Genomic DNA, 24,665 nt, shown 5'->3' on the forward strand with positions numbered 1-24,665 from the left:
GATATTGCTTTTGTTTCAGGCTGGTGACAAATCTGAAATTCAAATTTATCAACAATCTGAAACAAAAACTAAACCACTTTTGTTTTAGGCTGTTATTTTTTGTTAACTAATGCTAACTAATGCCTTTTCGTACTCCGTAAGAATGATGTCTTGTAAATTAGCTCTGGTGTCAGAATTAATTGGGTGAGCTATATCTCTATAATCTCCCTCAGCAACCTTTCTGCTCGGCATTGCAATGAATAGCCCGTTTTGGCCTTCGATTATCTTTATATCATGTACAACGAAAGCGTCATCAAAGGTTACAGACACTATGGCCTTCATTTTCCCCTCATCATTCATCTTACGAATTCTTACATCCGTAATATTCACCCTAACCCCACCTTTCACGTCAATCATTTTAGGTTTATTAATATAACAAACTTATTCTCCATAAAATGATAAACTCCTCTTTCTACTTGACAAAATTTTAAGAAAATTTTATTTTTTTTGCTATTCCTTATAAAATACATAAAAATTTGCCATTCTAGGGTGATATAAACAGAAAATTATTCGATTTCATTTGGATAAATTTTTATTCCCTTTTCATCCTTTACGTTATCTAATATTATTAGTGGTAAGTATTCATCAACCAATTTTTCCTCAGGCTCTTTAGTAGCAATCATTACTCCGATACCCTTTACGGTAGCATCAAATTCCTTCATAAGGTCTACTAGCCCCTTTGCAGTACCTCCTGCCTTCATAAAGTCATCGATTATAAGTACATTGGCCCCATTTTTAATAGCTCTCTTAGATACATACATAGTTCGAATGTTTCCAGTAGAACCTGAAACATAGTTCATACTAACAGTTGATCCCTCAGTTACTTTGTTATCATTTCTCACTATAACCAATGGAATATTTAAATAATTTGCTGTCATTAGAGCTAATGGAATTCCCTTAGTTTCTATAGTTATAACATAGTCTATATTTTCGTCCATAAACTTAGTTGCGAATATTTTTCCCATTTTTCTAACGTAGGTTGGATTATAAATAACGTCAGACATATATAGAAAACTTCCCGGTATTATTCTACTTTCATCATTAATTATTTCACATATCTCATTTAAGGTTTGCATAGTACTTTCCTCATTCATATATGGCACATATTTAACACCACCAGAGGCCCCAGCAATAGTTTCTACCTTTCCAAGTTTTAGGTCTTCCATAAGCTTCTTTACAATAACTAAATCCTCACTTATAGTAGACTTTGCAGCATTAAATATATTAGTGAAATAATTAAGAGTATGGATTTCATTAGGACTATCGCATAGAATCTTAACCAGAGCCCCTATCCTTTCATTTCTTTTAAGCTTGCTCACCTTTTCCTCTCCTATTCGAATAATTTTTTTATTATATATAATTTTATTCGTTTTTTTTGTTTTATTCAATAGTACAAATCACATATTTTCCTTTTTTTCAATAATTTTATCTTCCTTGATGCTCCTATATGTCATATACTTTTCTAAGCTTACATTTTAATACTAGTTTATTATAGCTAAAATTACATAATTTCCTTATTTATCTAAATTACTTATAACATTTCCTCTATCAATAAAAATATGATATAATTGCCTATGTATTATAAAATGAGGGAAATAGCCCCTTATTTTCATGTTATATTTCGATTAAAAAATAGCCTCTAATATTTTTTTTAAATAATGAATTATAGTACAATAATTTCATGGATATAATACATATAATAGTAATATGTAAATAATTGTATTTTTTTATTCAGAGTTATAATATAAATTACAGTATGGTGAAACGAAGGTATTTTCTATCTTCGGAGTTTATGTTTTCCATCACATTATATCAAGGAGAGTGTATAATGTTAGATTTTTTGAAAAATAAAAAGTTAAACAGAGTCCACCTAATAGGAATCGGTGGAATCGGCATGAGTGCATTAGCTGAGATACTTTTAGATAAAGGATTTAATGTTTCTGGTTCTGACATTAAATCTTCCCATATAACTGAAAAGTTGAAAAAAAATGGTGTTAAGCTATTTATTGGACACCATGAGGACAATGTGGTAGGTTCAGATATTATTGTTTATACCTCAGCAGTAAAATCTGATAATCCAGAACTGACAAAGGCTAAATCCCTAGATATTCCAGCTTTAGACAGAGCTGAAATGCTTGGTAAACTTATGAACGATTACAAGACTAGTGTAGCTGTTGCTGGAGCCCACGGAAAAACTACTACCACTTCTATGATTTCTTTAATATTTGAACACGCAGACTTTGACCCGACTATTTTAGTAGGTGGAGAACTTAGAGAAATAGGCGGAAATGTAAAGGTAGGCAATAATGATCTTTTAATTACTGAAGCATGCGAATATAAGGAGAATTTTTTGAAATTCAATCCCAATGTAGGTGTCATATTAAACATCGATGAAGATCATCTTGACTATTTCAAGGATTTTGAACATATTTTTTCGACCTTTTCAAAATTTGTAAGGCTTATACCTAAAAAAGGTCATCTTATATTGAATAATGATGACTACGATGTTCGAAAATTAGTATCCCATGCTAATTGTAATATCATAACCTGCGGAATAAACTTGGATAGTGATTTCCAAGCAAAAAATATTACATTTAACGAAGCTGGATACCCTTCCTTTGATGTCGTTTATAAAGGAACAGTTCTCGAGCGTTTTACTCTAGATATACCTGGCCAACATAATATATATAATGCTCTTGCTGCTATAGCGACGACCTATACTCTTGGAGCTGAGCCAGATAAAATCAAAGAAAAGTTAAGTGTATTTAAAGGTACACATAGACGCTTTGACATTTTAGGTGAATGGAATAATATTAAGGTGATTGATGATTATGCACATCACCCAACTGAGATAAAGGCAACTTTAGGTGCTGTGAAAAAATTCCCACATAATAAAATTTGGTGTGTTTTCCAGCCCCACACCTATACAAGAACTAAGGCTTTATTATTAGATTTTGCTAAATCCTTTGGTGATGCCGATAAAATTATTATTAGCGACATATATGCTGCCAGAGAAAAGGATACAGGTGAGATTCATTCGAAGCATTTAGTAGAACATATCAGAAAAGAAGGCTATAATGTAGTATATATTGATTCTTTCGAAGAGATAGTTAGCTATCTTGAGAAAAACACAGAGGGTAACGATATTGTATTGACTATGGGTGCTGGTAATATATACGAGGTTGGTAATATGCTGATAAGCAAGAACGTCAATAGTGCAGTGTAGAGCAAGCTTGTCTAGAATTATACTTTAGATTTAAAAAGATTAAGTCTTATATTGACTTAATCTTTTTTATTGAAATCATTTCCTGAGGATAGATTTTAGCAAAATCTTAGAGCTGAGAACCGGTCCCTTTAGCTCCTCTACTGTTTCTTATCTTCAATATCGTCAAGAGACATATTATAAATTGTCTTTTGGAATATCAATTGAGTGGTAACACTACCAACGGCGCAGGATAATAGTATAGGAAGAATTATTGTGTAATTATCAGTTAGTTCAAATAATATTATCGATCCAGTTAAGGGTGCATTTGCAAATGCTGCAATCATAGCTCCCATTCCAACTAGAGCATAGGTATTTACATTGAATATTTTAAGTTGCATAATTTCTGCAATGTTTCCGTATATACTTCCTACTGTAGCTCCAATAAATATACCAGGTACAAAAACTCCTCCTACTCCTCCCGATCCCAAAGTAAGTGCAGTAGCAAGCATCTTTCCTAAGGATAGGAATATAAGAAGTCTTAATTCATAACTTCCTTCTACAATTTCCTTGATAGTTCCATATTTGATATCAAATATCTCGGGCAGGAAGTACCCAATGAACGCTACTCCCAGAGCTCCTACAACAGGATAGAATACTGAGTTTATCCTTATTCTCGCTATATTCTTTTTGATATAATCAATCAGCTTCATATAGAATACTGCAAATACTCCTATCAAAATACCTAGACCCACATAAAGAACAAGTTCTCTATAGCTTACTAAACCAAAATTTCCTTCTATTACAAAGAATGCACTATTTCCTATCAAAACTCTCGCTATTATTACAGATGTTATAGATGATATTACAATAGGTGCAAAGTATTCGAGGTGCTCCTTACTCATTAAAACCTCAAGTACAAATACTGATGCAGCAATGGGGGCATTAAATACTCCAGCAATAGCCCCCGAAACACCACAACCTATCAATATCCTTAGTTTCGTCTTACTAAAATTAAATTTATATCCAATGGTAGCCCCTATTGCCCCGCCAAGATGAACTGTGGGACCTTGGCGACCTGCTGATAATCCAGAACCAAGGGTGATAATTGTCTGTAATATTTTTATTAAAACAATTTTAGGTTTCATCAGAAACTTGTTTATATATCTCAATTCCTCAAGTACTCTTGATACTCCAAAGCCTTCATCCTTCTTATCTAAAAAAAATCTATTAATTATACCTATTGTAGCTCCACCTAAAATGGGTATAAAAAACAGTCTAAGCCTAATGGAAATATTTGATGTGCTAAATAATTGATCGAAGAACAAATGTCGAGTAATATCTACCATTTTATTAAATGCTATTGCAGCAGTTCCAGTAACAACACCAATAAAAACTGCTAAGCCCATCATTATTAGATTTTCGTATCTTTTTTCATCACCTATAAGCTTATTAGCAAATGATAAATAATACCGCATCTTTTCATCTTCCTTCTGTTATGTTTTTAATCGATTAGGGTAACATCAAGGTTGCTTTGATATGCTCATATATATTTTTCGAGTAGTACAAATTATCTTCGTATGCAATATAGTTATCATATATTAATACCTCTTTAGATTTTCCTTCTACTGAAAATTTAAGAACAAATCTTAAGTCTTCATTAATAGTAGTTTCATCACTTGTTCTTTCTATTTTCTCGGGCTTTGATTTAAGTATCTGTCTTGGGAGTTCAACATTATAGTAGGAACTATTCTCTAGGTCATATACTCCTTCTAGGTCTTTAACCACAACTCTATCAGCCTTCATAAGAAATCTTAATTCGTTTTCTCTCGCTGAGTTTTCCTTTGGCAGCTTGTCTACTATATAATCCCATAACTGCTTATCATACTTGCAGTATAGATATACTATTGGAGTATCAATAATCATTACTTCTTGATTTTTTATATAGAATTTATAGTCTGGATTTCTTTTAATAGTTATTTCGTAATTTGGATACATTGTAGGAGTTCCAATATACTGGTTCTGGTCCTCTATTGATAATATCTTAAGTCTTGAAATCAAACCCTTCGTCTCTCTCTTGTCCATAACATACATGGTATTTTCATCCCTGGCGCTTAAATATACTTTATCTGAAATTGGATATAAAATCTTTTCAAGTAATTTACCAATATACATCTCTTCTAATAGTGTTACAAAATTTCTAAATTCTCTTTCATCAAGTTTGTATATATACTTCATGTCATCTGTACTTTCTATTTTTTCAATTATCATATATTCACTCTGGTTATATAACCTTATCTTGATATTTTTCGAGAATATATCAATTTCATAATCATATAAATCAAAGTCTGTTATTTCTTCTTTAATTTCAGATATATCAACCTTTTCTTTTTGGAGGGCCTTAAAGTTTGCAACAAATACTGCTCTATCCTTTCCATTTAGCTCTACTACGCTTGATTGCTTAACATAGCCTTTTATGTATATTTTTTCTATTTCATTAAAAATATCCTGAATAGAGAAATCTGGTTGCTTGTCTTCGCTGTTCTCTTCTGTGGATACATCAATACTCTCCTTAACCTTCTCAACCTCTTCAACCTTTGTCTCTACTACCGGTTTTTCATTATTTTTTGTCCCCATTGTTCTATATGTTATTATTCCACTAAAAATAGACAAAACCATAATGAAAAAAATAAAATATAGTATTATTTTTTTATTTAACATATTTCATCACCTAAATTATAATTTTACATTCAAATTTTTACATTATTCATATATTTCTTAATTTATTCTACAAATTTTAATAAATACCTTCATAAAAAGAACAAAGTCTTTGATGAACATTCTCAGGATGGACTTTATTGAAATACATAAGGGAAATTACAAAGTTATTCTAGACTTCAAAAATTATAAAAAGCGGCTTTATCAGCCGCTTTAACTACTCTTCTAAACCTCTTTTATATATTTGTATCATCAACTGTTCAGTTGCACTTGGATCATGGATATAATATGATGCTCTTTTAGTATTCTCAGCCTTACCAGGAAGTCTATATGTCTCAATATCCTCGACAGAGATTCCTATAGCACTTTTAGCATAGTATATTATATCATCTAGTTCCATACTGGTTTTAACAAATTTAAAGGCTGTGTGGGCAACCACTGGCAATTTAAAACTTAATGCCCTTTTGGCAGCGGCTTTAGCAAATTGCTGTTGACGCTGTATTCTTCCTAAATCACCACTAGAATGACTTCCATCATCATTCTGCCTATGTCTTAAAAATTTAACTGAATCCTTACCATTTAACACTCTAGTACCCTTTTTAAGATCTATGCTAAGTGGAGGATTAGAGTAAGGATCGGTATACTTCATATCAAATGGAATTGTAACTTTAACTCCTCCAAGGGAATCAATTATCTGCTCTACTCCTTTATATGACAATGTAACATAATGATGTATTGGTACTTTTAAAACATTTGCTGCAACCTTCATAACACCCTCGGGTCCACCACCCTTAGATTTTTTATGTCCATATACAGCGTTAATCTTTTTCTGATCTGCGGAATCATAGCCCTTTATATGATAGTATGTATCTCTAGGTATAGAGATTAAATCTATATTTTTACTCTTTGGATCAAAACTGGCTAGAATTAATGTATCTGTTCTCGTTCCTTCTAACCCCATTAACAATATGTTTATCCTTTTGCTTTTTTCTACTAATTGCTCAAGTTCTGATTTTTCCTTTACTTCTGTTTTTTCTGGTTCTGGAGAAACTACTATATCATCAGGCTCTATCGGACCCACAGTTTGATTATCTGATTCACTAGTCATTTTTAGAAATGCTAATACTCCGCCACCCAAGAGTAGAGTGAAGCATATAAAAGAAACAATAAATACTTTCAAAAAAGATTTCATCAAATTCACCTTCCACAACAAATATTCCTATATAAAAAAGTCTTTTGTAAAGATTCTCAAAGTCAGCTTTTCTGAAATACATAAGGAAAATTATGTTCATTCATAATTTTAGCAGGTTTATAATTTCCTATGTATTGTAAAAACATCCACGATTTAGTAATCAAAACAGTTTTAAGAGATTTATCTTTTGCCAGATATTATATATACCAAATACTATTTTATCATACATTTAATTTATTTTGATAATTAATTTTTCATTACAAAAAATTAACAGCGGATAAGCTAAAATGTTATCCTCTGTTAATGACTACTCAAAAACTACTTCTGATATTACATGTTATTTTACGACGCATAATAAATTGTAGGTTCATTATATTTATCAATGCATGAGAGCTTCTAAAGTAAATCCTATTATTACCATAACTACAGCCATTAATGCAGGTCCCATTCCTTCTCCACCACGCATTGGATCTTCGAACTTCTCCTTGGTTTTCCTTACAAAGTATTCTTTTCTTATCCGCGGTGTCCCTACTAGTAAAACAACTGAGATAATCATAGCCACTGATCCTGCACCTAAAACTGCTATATATGCGCCCTTAAGAAACTCCCATCCCTTAAAGAGAGAAAATGCCCCGCCAATCACAGCAAATATCAGCGAATAAATTAACCCCTTAAAAACATACGTTAATAAATTTTTTATCAAAACGATCTCCCTTTCTCCTGGTTTCTATTTTACCCTAATTATATTTTTACAAAAAAGAAGGGAAACTGTCAAATTTACAGTTTCCCTCCTTAAATATATATTCATATGGGGGTATGAATATCAGATTAAAGAAATCTATACTATAGATTTCCGAAAATTGCACATAAATGCAATTCCCTTAGTTTTATTATAAATGATTTCATGGCTTTTAGCATTATAATAATTAAAATTTTATCAAGGAAATTTATGCAATTTTCTAATTTGCTTGAATTTGCTTTCAAATTATATCAAAATATACAACTTCTTATCATTTTTTCACATAGTATTTAAATGAAATTACCTTTATAAGTTGAATTCTTTTGCCACAGCTATAACTGCTTTTTCTTTGTCGCTAGTATTTATAGTATATGATATTCTTATTTCAGATGTTGTCACTTGCTTAAACTCAATGTCGTTATCTGCAAATATCTTAAACATCTTAGCTGCAACTCCTGATTGACTTTTCATTCCTATACCAACAACTGATAATTTTGTTATATCTTCTTCAACATCTATTTCAATACCTTCTAACTTACTTTTTACATCTTCCATTACCTTATCAATTATGAATTTATCACTTTGAGGTGCAGTAAAGGAAATATTTATATATCCATGGGATGGTGCCGTCTGGCTAATCATATCAACGTTTATATCATTCGAAGCCAAGTTTTGAAATATCATAGATATATTCCTTGCTGCATAAGGAACATGGTTTATAGTTATCATTATATCATCATCACTGACAGATAATCCAGTGATAACTTTACTTTCCATAGACTCATCAAACTCCTTTATATATGTTCCTGGCCATTCTTCAGTACTTAAGGCCACGTATATAGGAACACTAAATCTTTGTGCAATCTCTATTGATCTGGTTTCCATGACTCCTGCACCGAGGCTTGCCATCTCTACCATTTCTTCATAACAAATGTAGTTAAGCTTTTTAGCAGTTGAAAAAAGTCTAGGATCTACTGTATAAATACCGTCTACATCGGTATAAATCTCGCATACTGAATCTAGCTTAGCTGCTAGAGCTACGGCAGTAGTATCAGATCCACCTCTTCCTAAGGTAGTAATGTTACCTTCTTCATCTGCACCTTGAAATCCTGCCACAACTACTATCTTCCCATCACCAATATGCTTCTTTACCTTTTCAATTTCTATATCAGTAATTCTAGCCTTTGTATGATAACCCTTAGTAATTATTCCTGCTTGAACTCCTGTAAGAGATATAGATTCGTAGCCTAGTTCCTTTAAGGCAATTGACAATAGGGATATCGATACTTGTTCTCCTGTAGACATAAGCATATCTAGCTCTCTTCTATCAGGATTAGGAGCGATATCCTCAGCCATACCTAAAAGTATATCGGTGGTTTTTCCCATAGCTGATACTACAACTACAACGTCATCACCCTGAGCTTTTCTTTTGGCTACCCTTTTAGCTACATTTTTTATCTTATCTATAGTTCCTACGGAGGTTCCTCCATATTTTTGAACAACTCTTGCCATGCATTTCACCTGCCTTTACTTACAATAATAACTTTGTTTTTTTAACATAGATAACCAACTTTAATGAAAAAAATATTCATTGAAAAAATATTGGAGCTTTCATTATTTTCTGCTGAATATTTTTAATTTTAAGGTTGAGTCTCTATAATTTAACAAATAAAAAAACAGCCAAGAGCAAAAGGCAGCCATGACTGATGATATTATCATCAAATACCTCTCACCCCGCACAAATCAGCACTCCATCGGAAGATTGGGCAATCAACCGTAGACAGTACTATACTTATTAAGCATAGTCCCAATATATTACCTAGGGAAGTAATACATTTCGGCAATTATACCTTTCTTCTAACTCTACGATTTCCCCAAACCTAAGTTAAAATACTAATTATAATTGCATCCTCTAATTTGCACTCAAAGGATTTCTTATTCATTTCCATGTATCTTATCATAATTGTTACGTTCTGTCAATATTTCAACACCACATCTATCCCTCTTAATCAGCCCAAAAAGCTTACTACAGCTTGATTAAAGTTGGTTTTCCTATAAAAATATATTATAATAAATATGTTCACAGAATACTATTAAACGAGGTAAGATATGAAGAGAACAATCGAAACAAAGTATACATATTTAACGATTATCGTTACAATTATTGCAATAATAATAACTTTAATATTAAACATACCTTTATACTATGGACTTTTAATGGGACTCCTCATGGCTTGTGGGATTTCCTACAAAAACGGATATTCCCCCAAAGAAATTTTTCAAATGATTATCAAGGGTGTTAAAGGCGCTCTAATAATACTGATTATGATGTCTCTAATCGGAATGCTCATAAGTATATGGATGTCTAGTGGAACTATACCTACTATGATTTTCTACGGATTTAAGTATTTATCAAATACAAATATTATCTTGGCTGCATTCCTTACCAGTTCAGCTATTTCCATGGTTCTGGGTACGGCCCTCGGTACCATAAGTACTATTGGTACTGTTTTTCTAAGCTTAGCCCTTGGCTTAGATTTACCTATGGCACCCTTAGTTGGGGCAATAGTTTCTGGTGCATATTTAGGAGATAGAACATCTCCAATGTCAAGTAGTGCCAATTTAGCCGCTACAATTACTGAAACCAATATTATTGATAACATAAAACACATGATGACAACTACTTTGCCGGTTTTTTCTTTGAGTGCAATATTATATTGGATCATTGGCAATAATCTTGTTAATGATATTTCAAGTTCAAGTGATATTAAATATTTTCAGGAACTTTTATCATCTAACTTTCAAATTGAATTTGTTTCACTACTGCCACCATTATTAATCTTAGTTTCAGCAATTGCCTTTAGAACTTCAATAGTCAAAAGTATAACCCTAGGATTAATAGCCAGTGTTCTTATTTTTCTAATTAGAGATGGTGCTTCTATAGTAGATACCATATATATAATAATTTTAGGCTATAATCCTGACAATGTGGAGATTGGAAGGATTATGTCCGGTGGCGGATTTGTATCAATGAAAAATGTATTATTAGTCATTGGTATCTCAACGGGTTTAAATGGAATTTTAGAAGGCACAGAAATGATCGCCCCTCTAATCGAGAGCTTCTCCAATAGTATTAAAAGCGTAAGGAATCTTATTCACAAGACAGCTATTCTCTGTATTGCTGTATGTGCTATAACCTGTAGCCAGGCCCTTACTACTATAATACCGGGGCAATATTTAAAAAAGGTTTATGGGGAATTTAATCTTTCTAAAAATACCTTAGCCCGTACTATTTCCGATGCTGGAATTGTCATAGTTCCACTTATACCGTGGAATATTAACGCTATCTTAGTTTCATCAATAATGAAGGTTCCAACATCAGAGTATCTACCTTATTCTTTTTTATGTTACATGCTTCCTATGCTAACTTTTGTTTATCCAATGTTTAGAAAAAATTAAATTTTAAGGAGTGATTTTATATGAAGCTTAAATACTTAGGTCACGCTGCTTTCTATGTTGAGAGTGGAGATTTCAAATGTCTAATAGACCCTTTTCTAAATGGAAACCCTATGGCAAAGTCGGTACCAGATGATTTTACAGATATATCCCATATTTTTGTAACCCACGGCCATGGTGATCATCTAGGTGATACTGTTGAGATCGCTAAAAAGAATGATTCTACTGTTATAACAAATTTTGAAATAGCTGCTTTTCTAGGAGAAAATGGGGTTAATGCTCATCCAATGCACATAGGTGGAAGAACAAGGTTTGATTTTGGTAGAGTTAAAATGACTCCTGCTCTACATGGCTCTGGAATACAAACTCCAGAAGGAATGGTTTATGGAGGTAATCCATGTGGCTTTGTCATTGAAATCGATGACAAGAAGATATATCATGCTGGCGATACAGGACTTACTATGGATATGAAACTCCTTGAGATGGAAAATATCGATTTAGCTATACTTCCAATCGGTGGTAACTTTACTATGGATATTGATGACGCAATAAGGGCGATAGAGTTTATTAAGCCTAAGAAAGTTATACCTATACATTATGATACCTTCCCAATAATTGAGGCTTCTCCTCAGGAACTTAAGGATAAAGCCAGTGATGTTGAGATAATAATATTAGGATCTGATGATGAGTACTCTCTTTAATAGGTGTTGTAGTCTATTATCTTGTTATAAATATGAGAACCGAATTTTTTCGGTTCTTTTAAATTTCCTTAATAAAGGTTTATATTTTCCCTATATGATATATAATCAATACGATGAATAAATTCATATAATAAAATAATATATACATAAACGAGGTGTTTAATATGAGACAGGAATCTAAGGGTATAATATGCCTTCTTTTATCAACGTTCTTTTTTGCTATGATGGGGGCCGCAGTAAAATCAGTACCAGATATACCTATTGCCCAGAAGATCTTCTTTAGAAATCTAGTAGGTGTTCTTATTACTGGTAGTATTCTTATTAAGAGCAAGGAGAGTTTTAAAGGTTCTAATATAAAGCTTTTATCATTAAGGTCATCATTTGGATTATTAGGTGTAGCAGCAAATTTCTATGCCATTTCAAAATTACCTTTATCCGATGCAGCTTTATTAAATAGAATGTCTCCCTTCTTTCTTATATTACTGTCCTTACTTTTTTTAAAGGAAAATGTAAACAGATATCAGCTTTATGCAATGGTAGTGGCATTACTGGGTGCTGTCTTTGTGATAAAGCCTCAATTTGACTATACTGTTATACCTGCATTAATAGGGTTATCCTCTGCCATATTTGCTGCAGCAGGATATGCCACAGTAAGACAGTTAAGGCTCTATTCATCCCCATATATAATCGTGTTTTTCTTTTGTATGTTCTCATGCCTTGGCACAATTCCATTTATGTTAATGGGCCACTATAAGGTTCCAAATTCTGCAGAGCTGGTTATGCTTATTTTAATAGGTCTTTCTGCTACAGTGGCTCAAATCTTTATGACAACGGGCTACAGATTTGCACCAGCTTCTAGATTAGCTATATATGGATATACTAATATTATTTTTTCAACCATCTTAGGAGTAATACTTTGGAGCGAATATCCAGATCTATTAAGTATCACAGGTGGTCTTCTCATAATAATAGGTGGATTTATCAATTACGTTGCTATGAATAATAAAAACTTTAATCAGTCAGATGAAACAACAAATGATGACTAAGAATGAATAAGTATTAATTTATTAAAAATATGTTATAATTTAAAGAAGGTTTTGAAACGAAAATATATTTTTAGAGTAATGACACTTTAAAGATTAATAAATTTTACTGAAAGAATGTAGAAGCGATCATTATTTCAATAAAATTTATCTAAAGTTTTAAGGTGTCATGACTATAATAGGAGGAATACTTATGAGTCAAAGTTTTTCAATGGTTGCACCTCATTCTAAAAGACCAGTTAACGAAGACAAGATTTTTTCGGCCAGTAGGCAAGCTAATGAGGCCGCTTCAAAATATGGCTTTGAAAATGTTATTAATTCTACGGTAGGTGCTCTTCTAGACGACGATGGCAATTTGCTTGTCCTACCTACGGTTATTGATATACTAAAGAATTTACCACCTCAAGAAATAGCTGCCTACGCTCCAATTGCAGGATTGCCTGATTTTCTAGAATCAGCAAAGACTGCTACCTTCAGAGATTATCTACCAGAAGGATATATCGAAGCTGTAGCTACTCCTGGTGGTTCAGGGGCTATAAGACATACCATATGGAATTATTCTGAAATGGGTGATTATATACTGACATCGGATTGGTACTGGGGTCCTTATAAAACGGTAGCTGAAGAGCATGGTAGAAAAATTGCTACATACAATTTATTTGATGAGAATAATAATTTTGATATTAAGTCATTTAAGGAAAAGTTAGGCGAGTTGTTAAGTGCTCAGAAAAGGGTGGTTATTCTTTTAAATTCACCTGCTCATAATCCAACAGGATTTACCTTAGAGTTATCTGAATGGGAACAAGTAATTGATGTCCTAAAGCATTATGCCAATATTGATAGTAATAATAAAATTGTTTTATTCTCAGATATTGCATATATAGATTTTGCTGGAGAAACGAATTCTTCTAGGGAGTTCATGAAATACTTTAGTAACCTTCCTGAGAATATACTTACAATAGCATCCTTTAGTATGTCAAAGGGATATACTTTGTATGGAATGAGAAGCGGCGCAATGCTTTGTGTATCATCTAATAAGGAAATAGCTGAGGAATTTAAAAATACTGTACAATTTTCAAATAGAGGCGTATGGTCTAATGGAACAAGAAGTGCTATGAAGGTATTAGCTGAGATCTTCAATAACAAGGAACTTCTTGATAAGGTTGAGAGTGAAAGAGAAGTATATAAAAAGTTACTTGACGATAGAGCCAACGCCTTTGTGACTGAGGCAAACAAAGTAGGATTAGAGATTTGTCCATATAAATCTGGATTCTTCGTAACGATACCATGTGATAATCCTGCCGAGATAGCTGATAAGCTAAAAAAAGATAATATATTCCTTGTACCTCTTGAAAAAGGACTTAGATTTGCAGTATGTTCTGTGTCTAAGGAAAAATGTAAAAGTGCACCTCAAAAGATATATGATGTAATTAATGGATAAAATGGGGGTATCTCAGAATGGCAAATTTCTGCGTTATTTGAAATATTCACCGACTTGGCACGTACGTCAGTACTAGCCAAACCGTTGAAATTTCAAAACCTTGAACTTCACTCATTCTGAAACACCCCGAGGCTGTACTCATAAGTGATCTTTATGAGACAGCCCCGTTAGTTTTGTTGATAAGTATTTAAAAACAATAATTTTATCCACAATTTTAAAGGAATTATCATTATATGTGGAAAAAGAGAGGATATCCTCTCTTTAAGGCTGTTAAGAAACCCAAATTTCTTCGTTGTTGCTTCAACAAAGAATCCTTACGTATGTCTATATACGCTGCGGCCTCTTCGTTTCAGCACGCCTCGAACTTCGATTTTCTTAACAGCCTATTATCTTGTTAACCTTATTAACAATCTAAAAGAGAGGATATCCTCTCTTTTTTATATTTCTATATTTTTAAAAATCACAGCATATCCAAAAATTATTGATCCCGTAACAATAAAAACATCTGCCACATTGAAAACTGGATAATTAATCAAATTGAAATCCAAGAAATCAATAACGTAGTTCAATCTTATTCTATCAATCAAGTTACCAATGGCTCCCCCAATGATAAAAGCTAGAGGTAGTTTTAATAATAGTAAATTTTCTTTCTTCATTATCTTGATAAAGTATACTATCAGAGCAACTACTACTATTGATGTTATTAATATTAGCAATGTTTGCTTATCTCTTAAAATACTAAATGCTGCCCCAGTATTTTTTCTATATGTAAGATGAAAGACATTTTCGATCATTGGGTAAGTTTCTATTGGTCTTAGATGGATAACAGCCAAATATTTAGTCCATTGGTCTAAAATAATTATGGAAATTATCATTATAAAGTATATCATCAATTTCCCTCCAAGTTCTTTTAATGGGCTTTTTCAGTACCTTCTCTATTCTAACATATAGAGTTCATATAGTAAAATTTAATTTATACATATCCGAAGAGTCCGTTCTTCTAAAGTATTGGAGAAAATAATCTACCTAGGGCCTCTCTAAACTTAACAAATATATTTCTCTTTGAATACTCTGCAAATTCTATCTCTTTGCTATCACTAATATCCTTTAAAAAATCGCTCTCTATCCTTTCTACTACATCATTATCATAAATAAAGGCATTTACTTCAAAGTTAATGCTAAAACTCCTAATATCAAGATTTGCCGTCCCAATAGAGGCTCCAATTCCATCTACTAGTAAGAGCTTACTATGTATAAATCCATTTTGGTAATCATATACCTTAACTCCCGCAACTAGAAGTTCTTCTATATAAGACCTTGTTGCCCAGTATACTAGATAATGATCAGGCTTATTGGGTAGAATTATACGCACATCTATCCCACTAAGGGAAGCAGTCTTTAGGGCCATCAAAATACTCTCATCAGGAACTAAATATGGAGTGACTATCCATATCCTTTTCTCTGCAGTAGATATCATCGTAAAATATGCCTGTAGAATTGATTCCCAGTTTGAATCTGGCCCACTCGATGTTATTTGTACTAATTGCTCTCCATAATGAGCTAACTTTGGGTAATACTTTTTATCTAGGATTAGTTCCTCTGATACAAAGTTCCAATCCTTTAGGAAAATGTTTTGTAAACTATATATAGCTTCACCTGAGATTTTTATATGGGTATCTCTCCAAAATCCTAAGTGAGTGTTTTTTCCCAAATACTCGTCTCCAATATTTATGCCGCCTAGGAACCCTACTCTACCGTCGATAACTATTATCTTTCTATGGTTTCTATAGTTTAGCTGTCTGCTAAGTACTGGAAAAATAACAGGATAAAATGGATAAACCTCTACACCTGCATCCTTCAAAGATTTGATATATTTTTTACCTAATTTCCAACACCCAACGCTATCATAGATAAGTCTAATCTCTAATCCTTCCCGTGCCTTATTAATAAGGATATCTTTAATCTCATTTCCAATGTTGTCATTCCTTATTATAAAGTACTGCATATGAATATGATGTTTTGCTTCTTTAAGGGCCTTTATTATAGAAGCATAAGTATCTTCTCCATTAGCTAATACTTCTACGTTGTTATTAACAGTAAAGGGAGCATTTGAGTTTTTTAAGAGTAATTTAATCAGCCTACTTTTTACCATACTCTCATCATTCTGAAATAAGCCTATTTGATCTAAAATCTTTTCTTGGGTAAAAGCGATTTGTGAGAGAAGCTCAAAATCTATATTCTTCTTTCTTTCAAATCTTTTTTTCTTTCTGACGTTCTGTCCAAATAAAATATAAAAAACAAATCCAACTACTGGTACTAAAAACAGTATAAGTAGCCACGCAATCGTCTTTGAAGAGTTATTATTTTCTAAGAAAATAACTATTCCTATAAAAATGGCATACCATGTGAATATAATTCCTAATAGCGTGGTAATTTTTTGTAAAGCCTCGTCGTATGTAATATTCATCTTCACTTCAAAAACTACTAGACCTAAAAAAGCAAGAATTAATATAGAAAAAACTGAAATTGCTATAATTTTTTTAGATAGTATTTTCATATTATTCACCACTATATTCTATAGAGATTCAAGGAAAACTATTAATTTATAGATATTTAAAACGCCAAGAAGCATCGAGTATATACATAAATTAAGCTTTGCTACATGAACTCTATATATTTTATTTATTGAATATATATAATATTATAGAGTTTTCATACTAAAAATACTCTTGGTAGTTTTAGCAAGAATCTTTGTCTCCATAATATTATATTATTAGATACCCTATTCTAAAATAATAAAAACATCCTGCTAAATTTAACAGGATGTTCTTATTTATTTTGGCGGAGAAAGCGGGATTCGAACCCGCGCGCCGGTAAACCCGACCTAACGGTTTAGCAAACCGTCCTCTTCAGCCTACTTGAGTACTTCTCCACAATATTGCTTCTAATACACAAAATACCCTAACATGCATTAGGGAATTTTGAAATATTTAGTTTAACCGGCAACGACTTACTCTCCCAGGCGGCTGCCCGCCAAGTACCATCAGCGCTGAAGAGCTTAACTTCTGTGTTCGATATGGGAACAGGTGTATCCTCTTCGCTATTGCCACCGGATTTTTCGCTTTTTAGCGAATAAATATCATTAATTTAATTTTAAATTAGAAAAAATAAAGAAACTTTATTCTCTCAAAACTGAACAATGGAAAGTATGGTCAAGTCCTCGACCTATTAGTACCTATCAGCTAAAGACATTACTGCCCTTACACCTTAGGCCTATCAACCAGATAGTCTTTCTGGGGTCTTAATCCATAAATGGATGGGAAATCTTATCTTAAGGTGGGCTTCGCGCTTAGATGCCTTCAGCGCTTATCCCTTCCGTACATAGCTACTCAGCGGTGCTCCTGGCGGAACAACTGATGCACCAGAGGTACGTCCATCCCGGTCCTCTCGTACTAAGGACAGCTCCTCTCAAATTTCCTGCGCCCACAGCGGATAGGGACCGAACTGTCTCACGACGTTCTGAACCCAGCTCGCGTGCCTCTTTAATGGGCGAACAGCCCAACCCTTGGGACCTACTACAGCCCCAGGATGAGACGAGCCGACATCGAGGTGCCAAACCTCCCCGTCGATGTGGACTCTTGGGGGAGATAAGCCTGTTATCCCCGGGGTAGCTTTTATCCGTTGAGCGATGGCCCTTCCACTCGGAACCACCGGATCACTAAGCCCGACTTTCGTCCTTGCTCGACCTGTATGTCTCGCAATCAAGCTCCCTTCTGCCTTTGCACTCTTCGCGCGATTTCCAACCGCGCTGAGGGAACCTTTGGGCGCCTCCGTTACTTTTTGGGAGGCGACCGCCCCAGTCAAACTGCCCACCTGACAGTGTCCCAAGACCGGATCACGGTCTCTGGTTAGAACTTCAGTATTACAAGAGTGGTATCCCAACAACGACTCCGCACAAACTGGCGTCCATGCTTCTAAGTCTCCCACCTATCCTGTACATGCAATACCAAAATCCAGTGCCAAGCTACAGTAAAGCTCCACGGGGTCTTTCCGTCCTGCTGCGGGTAACCGGCATCTTTACCGGTACTACAATTTCACCGAGCCTACTGTTGAGACAGTGCCCAAATCGTTACGCCTTTCGTGCGGGTCGGAACTTACCCGACAAGGAATTTCGCTACCTTAGGACCGTTATAGTTACGGCCGCCGTTTACTGGGGCTTCGGTTCACAGCTTCGCATACGCTAACCACTTCCCTTAACCTTCCAGCACCGGGCAGGCGTCAGCCCCTATACATCATCTTTCGATTTAGCAGAGACCTGTGTTTTTGCTAAACAGTCGCTTGGGCCTATTCTCTGCGGCCACCTCGGGCTATTCACCCTAACGTGGCACCCCTTCTCCCTAAGTTACGGGGTCATTTTGCCGAGTTCCTTAACAGTAGTTATCTCGCTCGCCTTAGGATTCTCTCCTCACCTACCTGTGTCGGTTTACGGTACGGGCACCTTTTATCTCGGTAGAAGCTTTTCTTGTCAGTGTGGAATCAGCAAGTTCGCTACTTATTTTTCGCTCCTCATCACCTTTCAGGATTGCAAAGACGGATTTGCCTATCTCTGCTCCCTACGGGCTTGAACCCACTCAACCAACCGTGGGCTTTGCCTATCCTCCTGCGTCCCTCCATTCCTCAAACGATAAAGTGGTGGTACAGGAATCTTCACCTGTTGTCCATCGCCTACGACTTTCGTCCTCGGCTTAGGTCCCGACTTACCCTGAGCGGACGAGCCTTCCTCAGGAAACCTTAGGTTTTCGGCGGGTAGGATTCTCACCTACCTCTCGCTACTTATGCCAACATTCTCTCTTGTATAAAGTCCACTGCTCCTTACGGTACAGCTTCAGCCGATATACAATGCTCCCCTACCCCTGCCATACGGCAAGCCATAGCTTCGGTAACAGATTTGAGCCCCGGTAATTTTCGGCGCAGAGCCACTCGACTAGTGAGCTATTACGCACTCTTTAAATGAGTGGCTGCTTCTAAGCCAACATCCTAGTTGTCTAAGCAGCTCCACATCCTTTCCCACTTAATCTGTATTTAGGGACCTTAGCTGATGGTCTGGGCTGTTTCCCTCTCGACTACGAATCTTATCACCCGCAGTCTGACTCCCAGATAAAAGAATACGGCATTCGGAGTTTGATAGGCTTCGGTAGGCGGTGAAGCCCCCTAGGCCATTCAGTGCTCTACCTCCGTTTCTCTAAATCTGAGGCTAGCCCTAAAGCTATTTCGGGGAGAACCAGCTATCTCCGAGTTCGATTGGAATTTCTCCGCTATCCACAGGTCATCCGATAGCTTTTCAACGCTAAACGGTTCGGACCTCCACGAAATTTTACTTTCGCTTCATCCTGCCCATGGATAGGTCACCCGGTTTCGGGTCTACGGCATGCAACTAAATTCGCCCAGTTAAGACTCGCTTTCGCTGCGGCTCCAGACCAAAGGTCCTTAACCTTGCTGCATACCGTAACTCGTTGGCCCGTTCTACAAAAAGTACATGGTCGTTCATATAAAGAACTTCCACTGCTTGTAGACATAGGGTTTCAGGTTCTATTTCACTCCCCTCCCGGGGTTCTTTTCACCTTTCCCTCACGGTACTATCCTCTATCGGTCACCAGGTAGTATTTAGCCTTGGGAGGTGGTCCTCCCAGCTTCCCACAAGGTTTCACGTGCCTCGTGGTACTCTGGAGTAGTGCCAAGGATCTTCTTCTTTCACCTACAGGACTTTCACCTTCTGCGGTGGGCCTTTCCAGACCTCTTCGGTTAGAATACCTTCCTCTTTATGGCTCTATCCACAACCCCTAAAGCCGTAGCTCTAGGTTTGGGCTCTTCCCCTTTCGCTCGCCGCTACTGAGGGAATCGATTTTTCTTTCTCTTCCTCAGGGTACTTAGATGTTTCAGTTCCCCTGGTTGCCTCCAACTGCCTATGTATTCAGCAGAAGGTATCTAAGGTTTACTTAGATGGGTTTCCCCATTCGGAAATTCCCGGATCAAAGCTTGCTTGCAGCTACCCGAGACTTTTCGCAGCTTACCACGTCCTTCATCGGCTCCTGGTGCCAAGGCATTCACCCTATGCCCTTAATAACTTGACCATTATATTAGTCAATAAAACCTTTTTACAAAAGTTGAATTAACTCAGTGAAATTGCTTTTATAGCAATTCTGTTTCTCTCCATTGTTCAGTTTTCAAAGAACAAAATTTGAATGTCCTTAGACATTCAAAACTAAACAGTGTAAGGTTTTCTCCTTAGAAAGGAGGTGATCCAGCCGCACCTTCCGATACGGCTACCTTGTTACGACTTCACCCCAGTCATTGATTTCACCTTCGGCAGCTTCCTCTTAAAAAGTTAGATAGCTGACTTCGGGTGCCCCCAACTCCCATGGTGTGACGGGCGGTGTGTACAAGACCCGGGAACGCATTCACCGCGACATTCTGATCCGCGATTACTAGTAACTCCAACTTCATGTGGGCGAGTTGCAGCCCACAATCCGAACTGGGACTGGCTTTTTGGGATTCGCTCCAGATTACTCATTCGCTTCCCGTTGTACCAGCCATTGTAGCACGTGTGTAGCCCAGAACATAAGGGGCATGATGATTTGACGTCATCCCCACCTTCCTCCGGTTTGTCACCGGCAGTCTCTCTAGAGTGCCCAGCTTAACCTGCTGGCAACTAAAGACAAGGGTTGCGCTCGTTGCGGGACTTAACCCAACATCTCACGACACGAGCTGACGACAACCATGCACCACCTGTCTCCTCTGTCCCCGAAGGGAAAGGTACGATTAAGTACCGGTCACAGGGATGTCAAGTCCTGGTAAGGTTCTTCGCGTTGCTTCGAATTAAACCACATGCTCCGCTACTTGTGCGGGTCCCCGTCAATTCCTTTGAGTTTCAGTCTTGCGACCGTACTCCCCAGGCGGAGTGCTTAATGCGTTAACTCCGGCACCGAGGGTGTGAACCCCCGACACCTAGCACTCATCGTTTACGGCGTGGACTACCAGGGTATCTAATCCTGTTCGCTCCCCACGCTTTCGTGCCTCAGCGTCAGTTGCAGTCCAGAGAGTCGCCTTCGCCACTGGTGTTCCTCCTAATATCTACGCATTTCACCGCTACACTAGGAATTCCACTCTCCTCTCCTGCACTCAAGCCATACAGTTCCAAAGGCTTACTACGGTTGAGCCGTAGCCTTTCACCTCTGGCTTATTTGGCCGCCTACGCACCCTTTACGCCCAGTGATTCCGGATAACGCTTGCCCCCTACGTATTACCGCGGCTGCTGGCACGTAGTTAGCCGGGGCTTCCTCCTAAGGTACCGTCATTATTCTTCCCTTAGGACAGAGTTTTACGACCCGAAAGCCTTCTTCACTCACGCGGCGTTGCTGCATCAGGCTTTCGCCCATTGTGCAATATTCCCCACTGCTGCCTCCCGTAGGAGTCTGGACCGTGTCTCAGTTCCAGTGTGGCCGATCACCCTCTCAGGTCGGCTACTGATCGTCGCCTTGGTAGGCCTTTACCCCACCAACTAGCTAATCAGACGCGGGTCCATCTTGTACCACCTGAGTTTTGACTAATGCGCCATGCGACGCTATAGTTTTATGAGGTATTAATCACCGTTTCCAGTGGCTATCCCTCTGTACAAGGCAGGTTACCCACGCGTTACTCACCCGTCCGCCGCTTTCCAGTTAATCCTTCATCCGAAGAATCAGTCATAACCTTCTCGCTCGACTTGCATGTGTTAAGCACGCCGCCAGCGTTCATCCTGAGCCAGGATCAAACTCTTAAAAAAAATCTGGCGTTTATATTTCTTTAGCTTGAATTTATATCAAACTAAGGTTTAATTCCTTACACTGTTTAGTTTTCAATGTCCAAAGCGTTGCTCGTTGTTTCAGCAACATGAATTATTATATCAAATCTTTTTGAATCTGTCAATACTTATTTTCATCAGATTCAAAGTTTTTCTTCAAGTCGCTGTTTTCATTTCCCTTAGCGACAATGACTAGTCTATCACATTAAGACAACTATGTCAAATGGAACTTTATAGTAATTCATTTAAATTAAGTATCACTTTATAACCACAATTATTATATATCACTTCTATTCTTTTTATTCATAGAATATAGTTTTTTTATTTTTTTAATTTTAATAGGAATTTTTCATAAAAAATTCAAAAGATATAATTTAGTATAGCAGTGACCCACTTTAACTTCTAACTACTTTTCTAATGGATTTTAAAGTCATTTTCTTTAATTCTATATGAGTTACGAAAAATATATTACATCCTGAGGATTTAACATCCCCAGAAACATTGGCTGTCAAATCTCCAAACTGTAATATATTATCGTATCATATATAAGCCAGAATCTAATAGCTAGCGGCTGTACTTTACTTACTCGGTACCTTTACTCTTCCTTTAATTTCTTCAATTGATTTGTACCCTTTCTTCTCTAAATGCTTCTCTATTCCCTCAAGCACTTCCATAGAAATAGTAGGATTAATGAGGTTTCCAGTCCCTATAGATATGGCTGTAGCACCGGCCAATAAGAATTCTATTGCATCTCTCTCATTCATGATTCCACCCATTCCAATTATCGGAATGGATACAGAATTAAATACCTCATACACCATCCTCACGGCCACTGGTTTAATAGCTGGCCCTGAGAGTCCACCCATACCCCTAGCAAGAATAGTCACTTCTCTATCAATATCTATACTCATTCCTATTAAGGTATTTATAAGAGATAAACAGTCTGCGCCGCCTTTTTCAGCAGCAGCTGCTACTTCCTTTATATCAGTTACATTTGGACTAAGTTTTACAATGAGATGCTTATCAGCATACTCTCTAACTTTTTTTGTTACCTTATATACCATCTCAGGATCACGTCCAAAGGATACCCCGCCTTCCTTCACATTAGGGCATGATATGTTAAGCTCTAAAGAATCTACTGAGGTTTTTGAAAGAATATCAGCGATCTCACAATATTCTTCTATAGTATTTCCATTAATGTTTGCTATCACCTTTGTATCATATTGTTTTAGAAAAGGTAGTTCATTCTTTATAAAGTACTCAACCCCTGGGTTTTGAAGTCCCACACTATTTAGCATTCCCATCGGTGTCTCGGCTACCCTTGGTACAGGATTACCCTTTCTTTCCTTTAGGGTTAAACCCTTTACCATTATTCCTCCTAAGCTATTTAAATCCAAATAATCCTCAAACTCTCTTCCAAAACCAAAGGTTCCTGAAGCTACTGTTATAGGATTCTTAAGCTTTAATCCATTCAAGTCAACACTTAGATCTATTTTACTCATCAAATATCACCTCTTCACCGTAGAAAACTGGTCCCTCTTTACAGGTTCTTACATAGCTCCAATCATTGTCACCTTTCTTGGTTTTGCATGTGCACACAAGACATGCTCCAATTCCACATGCCATTCTTTCTTCTAGTAACAATTGTACAGTTTGATTGTTGTTTTTACATATTTCATTTACCTTTTTTAGCATAGGCTCCGGTCCACAGGTGAAAACTAAATCGTATTTCATTTCCTTTAGTTCTTCCTCAAGGGGTTTTGTAACATATCCCTTATAGTCGAAGCCTTCCTTTTCAGAAACTACTATTATATTCTCAGTATAGTTTTTAAATTTCTTAGTTAAAAATGGTTCCTCTCTATACCCTAGTATTGCTTTAATATCTAAATCCTTCTTGGTCGATAATACCCTAGTTAATTCTAATAGTGGAGCAACACCTATACCACCACCAACTATAAGAACTCTACCCTTCTCTATATCCATGTTAAAGGTATTCCCTAATGGCCCTAGTATATCCACAAGCTCACCCTTACTTCTATCACATAGTAATTCAGTTCCCTTACCAACCTTATTAACATATATCGTCATGCTATCTTCGTCGGTCAGTCCTATACTGATTGGTCTTCTAAGTAGTGGAAAGTCTCCTTCTCCGCACTTAATATTTATGAATTGTCCTGCCTTGATTTCAAAATCTTTATTAGGCTTTTTTAATGTTATTTTGTGTATATTCTGAGCAACCTCTATATTTTCAATAATCTCACAAAGAATTTTTTTCTCCAATCTTTGTCCCTCCT

The 24,665-nt window shown here is 36.1% G+C and carries 16 protein-coding genes, 1 tRNA gene, 3 rRNA genes and 1 riboswitch; of the genes, 5 read left to right on the forward strand and 15 right to left on the reverse strand.

Translation table 11 applies throughout. From position 1 onward, the window contains the following. Positions 1 to 102: 102 nt before the first annotated feature. Both spoVG and purR read right to left on the reverse strand, forming a co-directional pair. On the reverse strand, positions 103 to 369 hold the full coding sequence (gene spoVG / locus R9X47_RS14200) for a septation regulator SpoVG (RefSeq protein ID WP_432667516.1): 267 nt from the start codon (positions 367 to 369) through the stop codon (positions 103 to 105). A 176-nt stretch (positions 370 to 545) separates the two neighbouring features. After that, positions 546 to 1,358 carry a pur operon repressor gene (gene purR / locus R9X47_RS14205; protein ID WP_432667517.1) on the reverse strand — a complete coding sequence of 271 codons (813 nt, stop codon included), beginning with the start codon at positions 1,356 to 1,358 and terminating at the stop codon, positions 546 to 548. Positions 1,359 to 1,867: 509 nt separating this feature from the next. Here purR and murC point away from each other — a divergent pair. Further along, positions 1,868 to 3,265, forward strand: coding sequence for a UDP-N-acetylmuramate--L-alanine ligase (murC, locus tag R9X47_RS14210; RefSeq protein ID WP_432667518.1), 1,398 nt, complete (start codon positions 1,868 to 1,870; stop codon positions 3,263 to 3,265). Between the two features lie 137 nt (positions 3,266 to 3,402). Here murC and R9X47_RS14215 read toward each other — a convergent pair whose 3' ends face one another. From R9X47_RS14215 to R9X47_RS14235, 5 genes are all read right to left on the reverse strand, one after another. Beyond that, complete coding sequence (locus R9X47_RS14215) at positions 3,403 to 4,719, reverse strand: chloride channel protein (protein ID WP_432667519.1); 1,317 nt, start codon at positions 4,717 to 4,719, stop codon at positions 3,403 to 3,405. A 34-nt stretch (positions 4,720 to 4,753) separates the two neighbouring features. Beyond that, a complete protein-coding gene (locus R9X47_RS14220; RefSeq protein WP_432667520.1) occupies positions 4,754 to 5,962 on the reverse strand; it encodes a hypothetical protein in 1,209 nt (402 codons plus the stop codon). Between the two features lie 214 nt (positions 5,963 to 6,176). After that, entirely contained in the window at positions 6,177 to 7,151 is a 975-nt protein-coding gene (locus tag R9X47_RS14225) for an LCP family protein (protein ID WP_432667521.1), read from the reverse strand. Positions 7,152 to 7,530: 379 nt separating this feature from the next. Beyond that, complete coding sequence (locus tag R9X47_RS14230) at positions 7,531 to 7,854, reverse strand: hypothetical protein (protein WP_432667522.1); 324 nt, start codon at positions 7,852 to 7,854, stop codon at positions 7,531 to 7,533. A gap of 342 nt (positions 7,855 to 8,196) precedes the next feature. Beyond that, positions 8,197 to 9,402, reverse strand: coding sequence for an aspartate kinase (locus R9X47_RS14235; protein WP_432667523.1), 1,206 nt, complete (start codon positions 9,400 to 9,402; stop codon positions 8,197 to 8,199). A 224-nt stretch (positions 9,403 to 9,626) separates the two neighbouring features. After that, a riboswitch (Lysine riboswitch) is annotated at positions 9,627 to 9,813 on the reverse strand. Between the two features lie 186 nt (positions 9,814 to 9,999). Between R9X47_RS14235 and R9X47_RS14240 the strand changes: the two genes are divergently transcribed. The 4 genes from R9X47_RS14240 to R9X47_RS14255 all read left to right on the forward strand — a co-directional run bounded on the left by R9X47_RS14240 (position 10,000) and on the right by R9X47_RS14255 (position 14,531). After that, positions 10,000 to 11,349, forward strand: a complete 1,350-nt coding sequence (locus tag R9X47_RS14240) for a Na+/H+ antiporter NhaC family protein (protein ID WP_432667524.1) — start codon at positions 10,000 to 10,002, stop codon at positions 11,347 to 11,349. A 20-nt stretch (positions 11,350 to 11,369) separates the two neighbouring features. Further along, a complete protein-coding gene (locus R9X47_RS14245; protein ID WP_432667525.1) occupies positions 11,370 to 12,047 on the forward strand; it encodes a metal-dependent hydrolase in 678 nt (225 codons plus the stop codon). A 164-nt stretch (positions 12,048 to 12,211) separates the two neighbouring features. Next, positions 12,212 to 13,093: a DMT family transporter gene (locus R9X47_RS14250; protein ID WP_432667526.1), complete on the forward strand. Its 882-nt coding sequence runs from the start codon at positions 12,212 to 12,214 to the stop codon at positions 13,091 to 13,093. 190 nt (positions 13,094 to 13,283) lie between these two features. Further along, positions 13,284 to 14,531, forward strand: a complete 1,248-nt coding sequence (locus tag R9X47_RS14255) for an aminotransferase class I/II-fold pyridoxal phosphate-dependent enzyme (protein ID WP_432667527.1) — start codon at positions 13,284 to 13,286, stop codon at positions 14,529 to 14,531. 437 nt (positions 14,532 to 14,968) lie between these two features. Here R9X47_RS14255 and lspA read toward each other — a convergent pair whose 3' ends face one another. The 8 genes from lspA to R9X47_RS14295 form a co-directional block, all read right to left on the reverse strand. Then, positions 14,969 to 15,421 carry a signal peptidase II gene (gene lspA, locus R9X47_RS14260; RefSeq protein ID WP_432667529.1) on the reverse strand — a complete coding sequence of 151 codons (453 nt, stop codon included), beginning with the start codon at positions 15,419 to 15,421 and terminating at the stop codon, positions 14,969 to 14,971. A 110-nt stretch (positions 15,422 to 15,531) separates the two neighbouring features. Beyond that, on the reverse strand, positions 15,532 to 17,088 hold the full coding sequence (gene cls / locus R9X47_RS14265) for a cardiolipin synthase (RefSeq protein ID WP_432667530.1): 1,557 nt from the start codon (positions 17,086 to 17,088) through the stop codon (positions 15,532 to 15,534). A 282-nt stretch (positions 17,089 to 17,370) separates the two neighbouring features. Next, positions 17,371 to 17,463: transfer RNA gene (locus R9X47_RS14270), tRNA-Ser, on the reverse strand. 65 nt (positions 17,464 to 17,528) lie between these two features. After that, positions 17,529 to 17,645: ribosomal RNA gene (gene rrf, locus R9X47_RS14275) — 5S ribosomal RNA — on the reverse strand. Between the two features lie 94 nt (positions 17,646 to 17,739). Beyond that, positions 17,740 to 20,662, reverse strand: a 23S ribosomal RNA gene (locus tag R9X47_RS14280). 158 nt (positions 20,663 to 20,820) lie between these two features. Beyond that, positions 20,821 to 22,353: ribosomal RNA gene (locus R9X47_RS14285) — 16S ribosomal RNA — on the reverse strand. Together the 16S, 23S and 5S rRNA genes with 1 tRNA gene alongside form the textbook arrangement of a ribosomal RNA operon. Before the next feature lie 596 nt (positions 22,354 to 22,949). Beyond that, positions 22,950 to 23,873, reverse strand: coding sequence for a dihydroorotate dehydrogenase (locus R9X47_RS14290; RefSeq protein ID WP_432667531.1), 924 nt, complete (start codon positions 23,871 to 23,873; stop codon positions 22,950 to 22,952). After that, a complete protein-coding gene (locus tag R9X47_RS14295) occupies positions 23,866 to 24,651 on the reverse strand; it encodes a dihydroorotate dehydrogenase electron transfer subunit (protein WP_432667532.1) in 786 nt (261 codons plus the stop codon). The genes R9X47_RS14290 and R9X47_RS14295 overlap by 8 nt, the downstream gene beginning before the upstream one ends. Between the last annotated feature and the right edge of the window lie 14 nt (positions 24,652 to 24,665).

Source organism: Wukongibacter baidiensis (genome assembly GCF_050888315.1).
Classification (GTDB): domain Bacteria; phylum Bacillota; class Clostridia; order Peptostreptococcales; family Caminicellaceae; genus Wukongibacter; species Wukongibacter baidiensis.

Coding starts and splice junctions, on each gene's coding strand:
- R9X47_RS14250 (WP_432667526.1), top strand. CDS start 12,212: ATGAGACAGGAATCTAAGGGTATAATATGCCTTCTTTTATCAACGTTC.
- lspA (WP_432667529.1), bottom strand. CDS start 15,421: ATGATATACTTTATAATGATAATTTCCATAATTATTTTAGACCAATGG.
- R9X47_RS14235 (WP_432667523.1), bottom strand. CDS start 9,402: ATGGCAAGAGTTGTTCAAAAATATGGAGGAACCTCCGTAGGAACTATA.
- R9X47_RS14290 (WP_432667531.1), bottom strand. CDS start 23,873: ATGAGTAAAATAGATCTAAGTGTTGACTTGAATGGATTAAAGCTTAAG.
- R9X47_RS14240 (WP_432667524.1), top strand. CDS start 10,000: ATGAAGAGAACAATCGAAACAAAGTATACATATTTAACGATTATCGTT.
- R9X47_RS14245 (WP_432667525.1), top strand. CDS start 11,370: ATGAAGCTTAAATACTTAGGTCACGCTGCTTTCTATGTTGAGAGTGGA.
- cls (WP_432667530.1), bottom strand. CDS start 17,088: ATGAAAATACTATCTAAAAAAATTATAGCAATTTCAGTTTTTTCTATA.
- R9X47_RS14255 (WP_432667527.1), top strand. CDS start 13,284: ATGAGTCAAAGTTTTTCAATGGTTGCACCTCATTCTAAAAGACCAGTT.
- R9X47_RS14220 (WP_432667520.1), bottom strand. CDS start 5,962: ATGTTAAATAAAAAAATAATACTATATTTTATTTTTTTCATTATGGTT.
- R9X47_RS14215 (WP_432667519.1), bottom strand. CDS start 4,719: ATGCGGTATTATTTATCATTTGCTAATAAGCTTATAGGTGATGAAAAA.
- murC (WP_432667518.1), top strand. CDS start 1,868: ATGTTAGATTTTTTGAAAAATAAAAAGTTAAACAGAGTCCACCTAATA.
- R9X47_RS14225 (WP_432667521.1), bottom strand. CDS start 7,151: ATGAAATCTTTTTTGAAAGTATTTATTGTTTCTTTTATATGCTTCACT.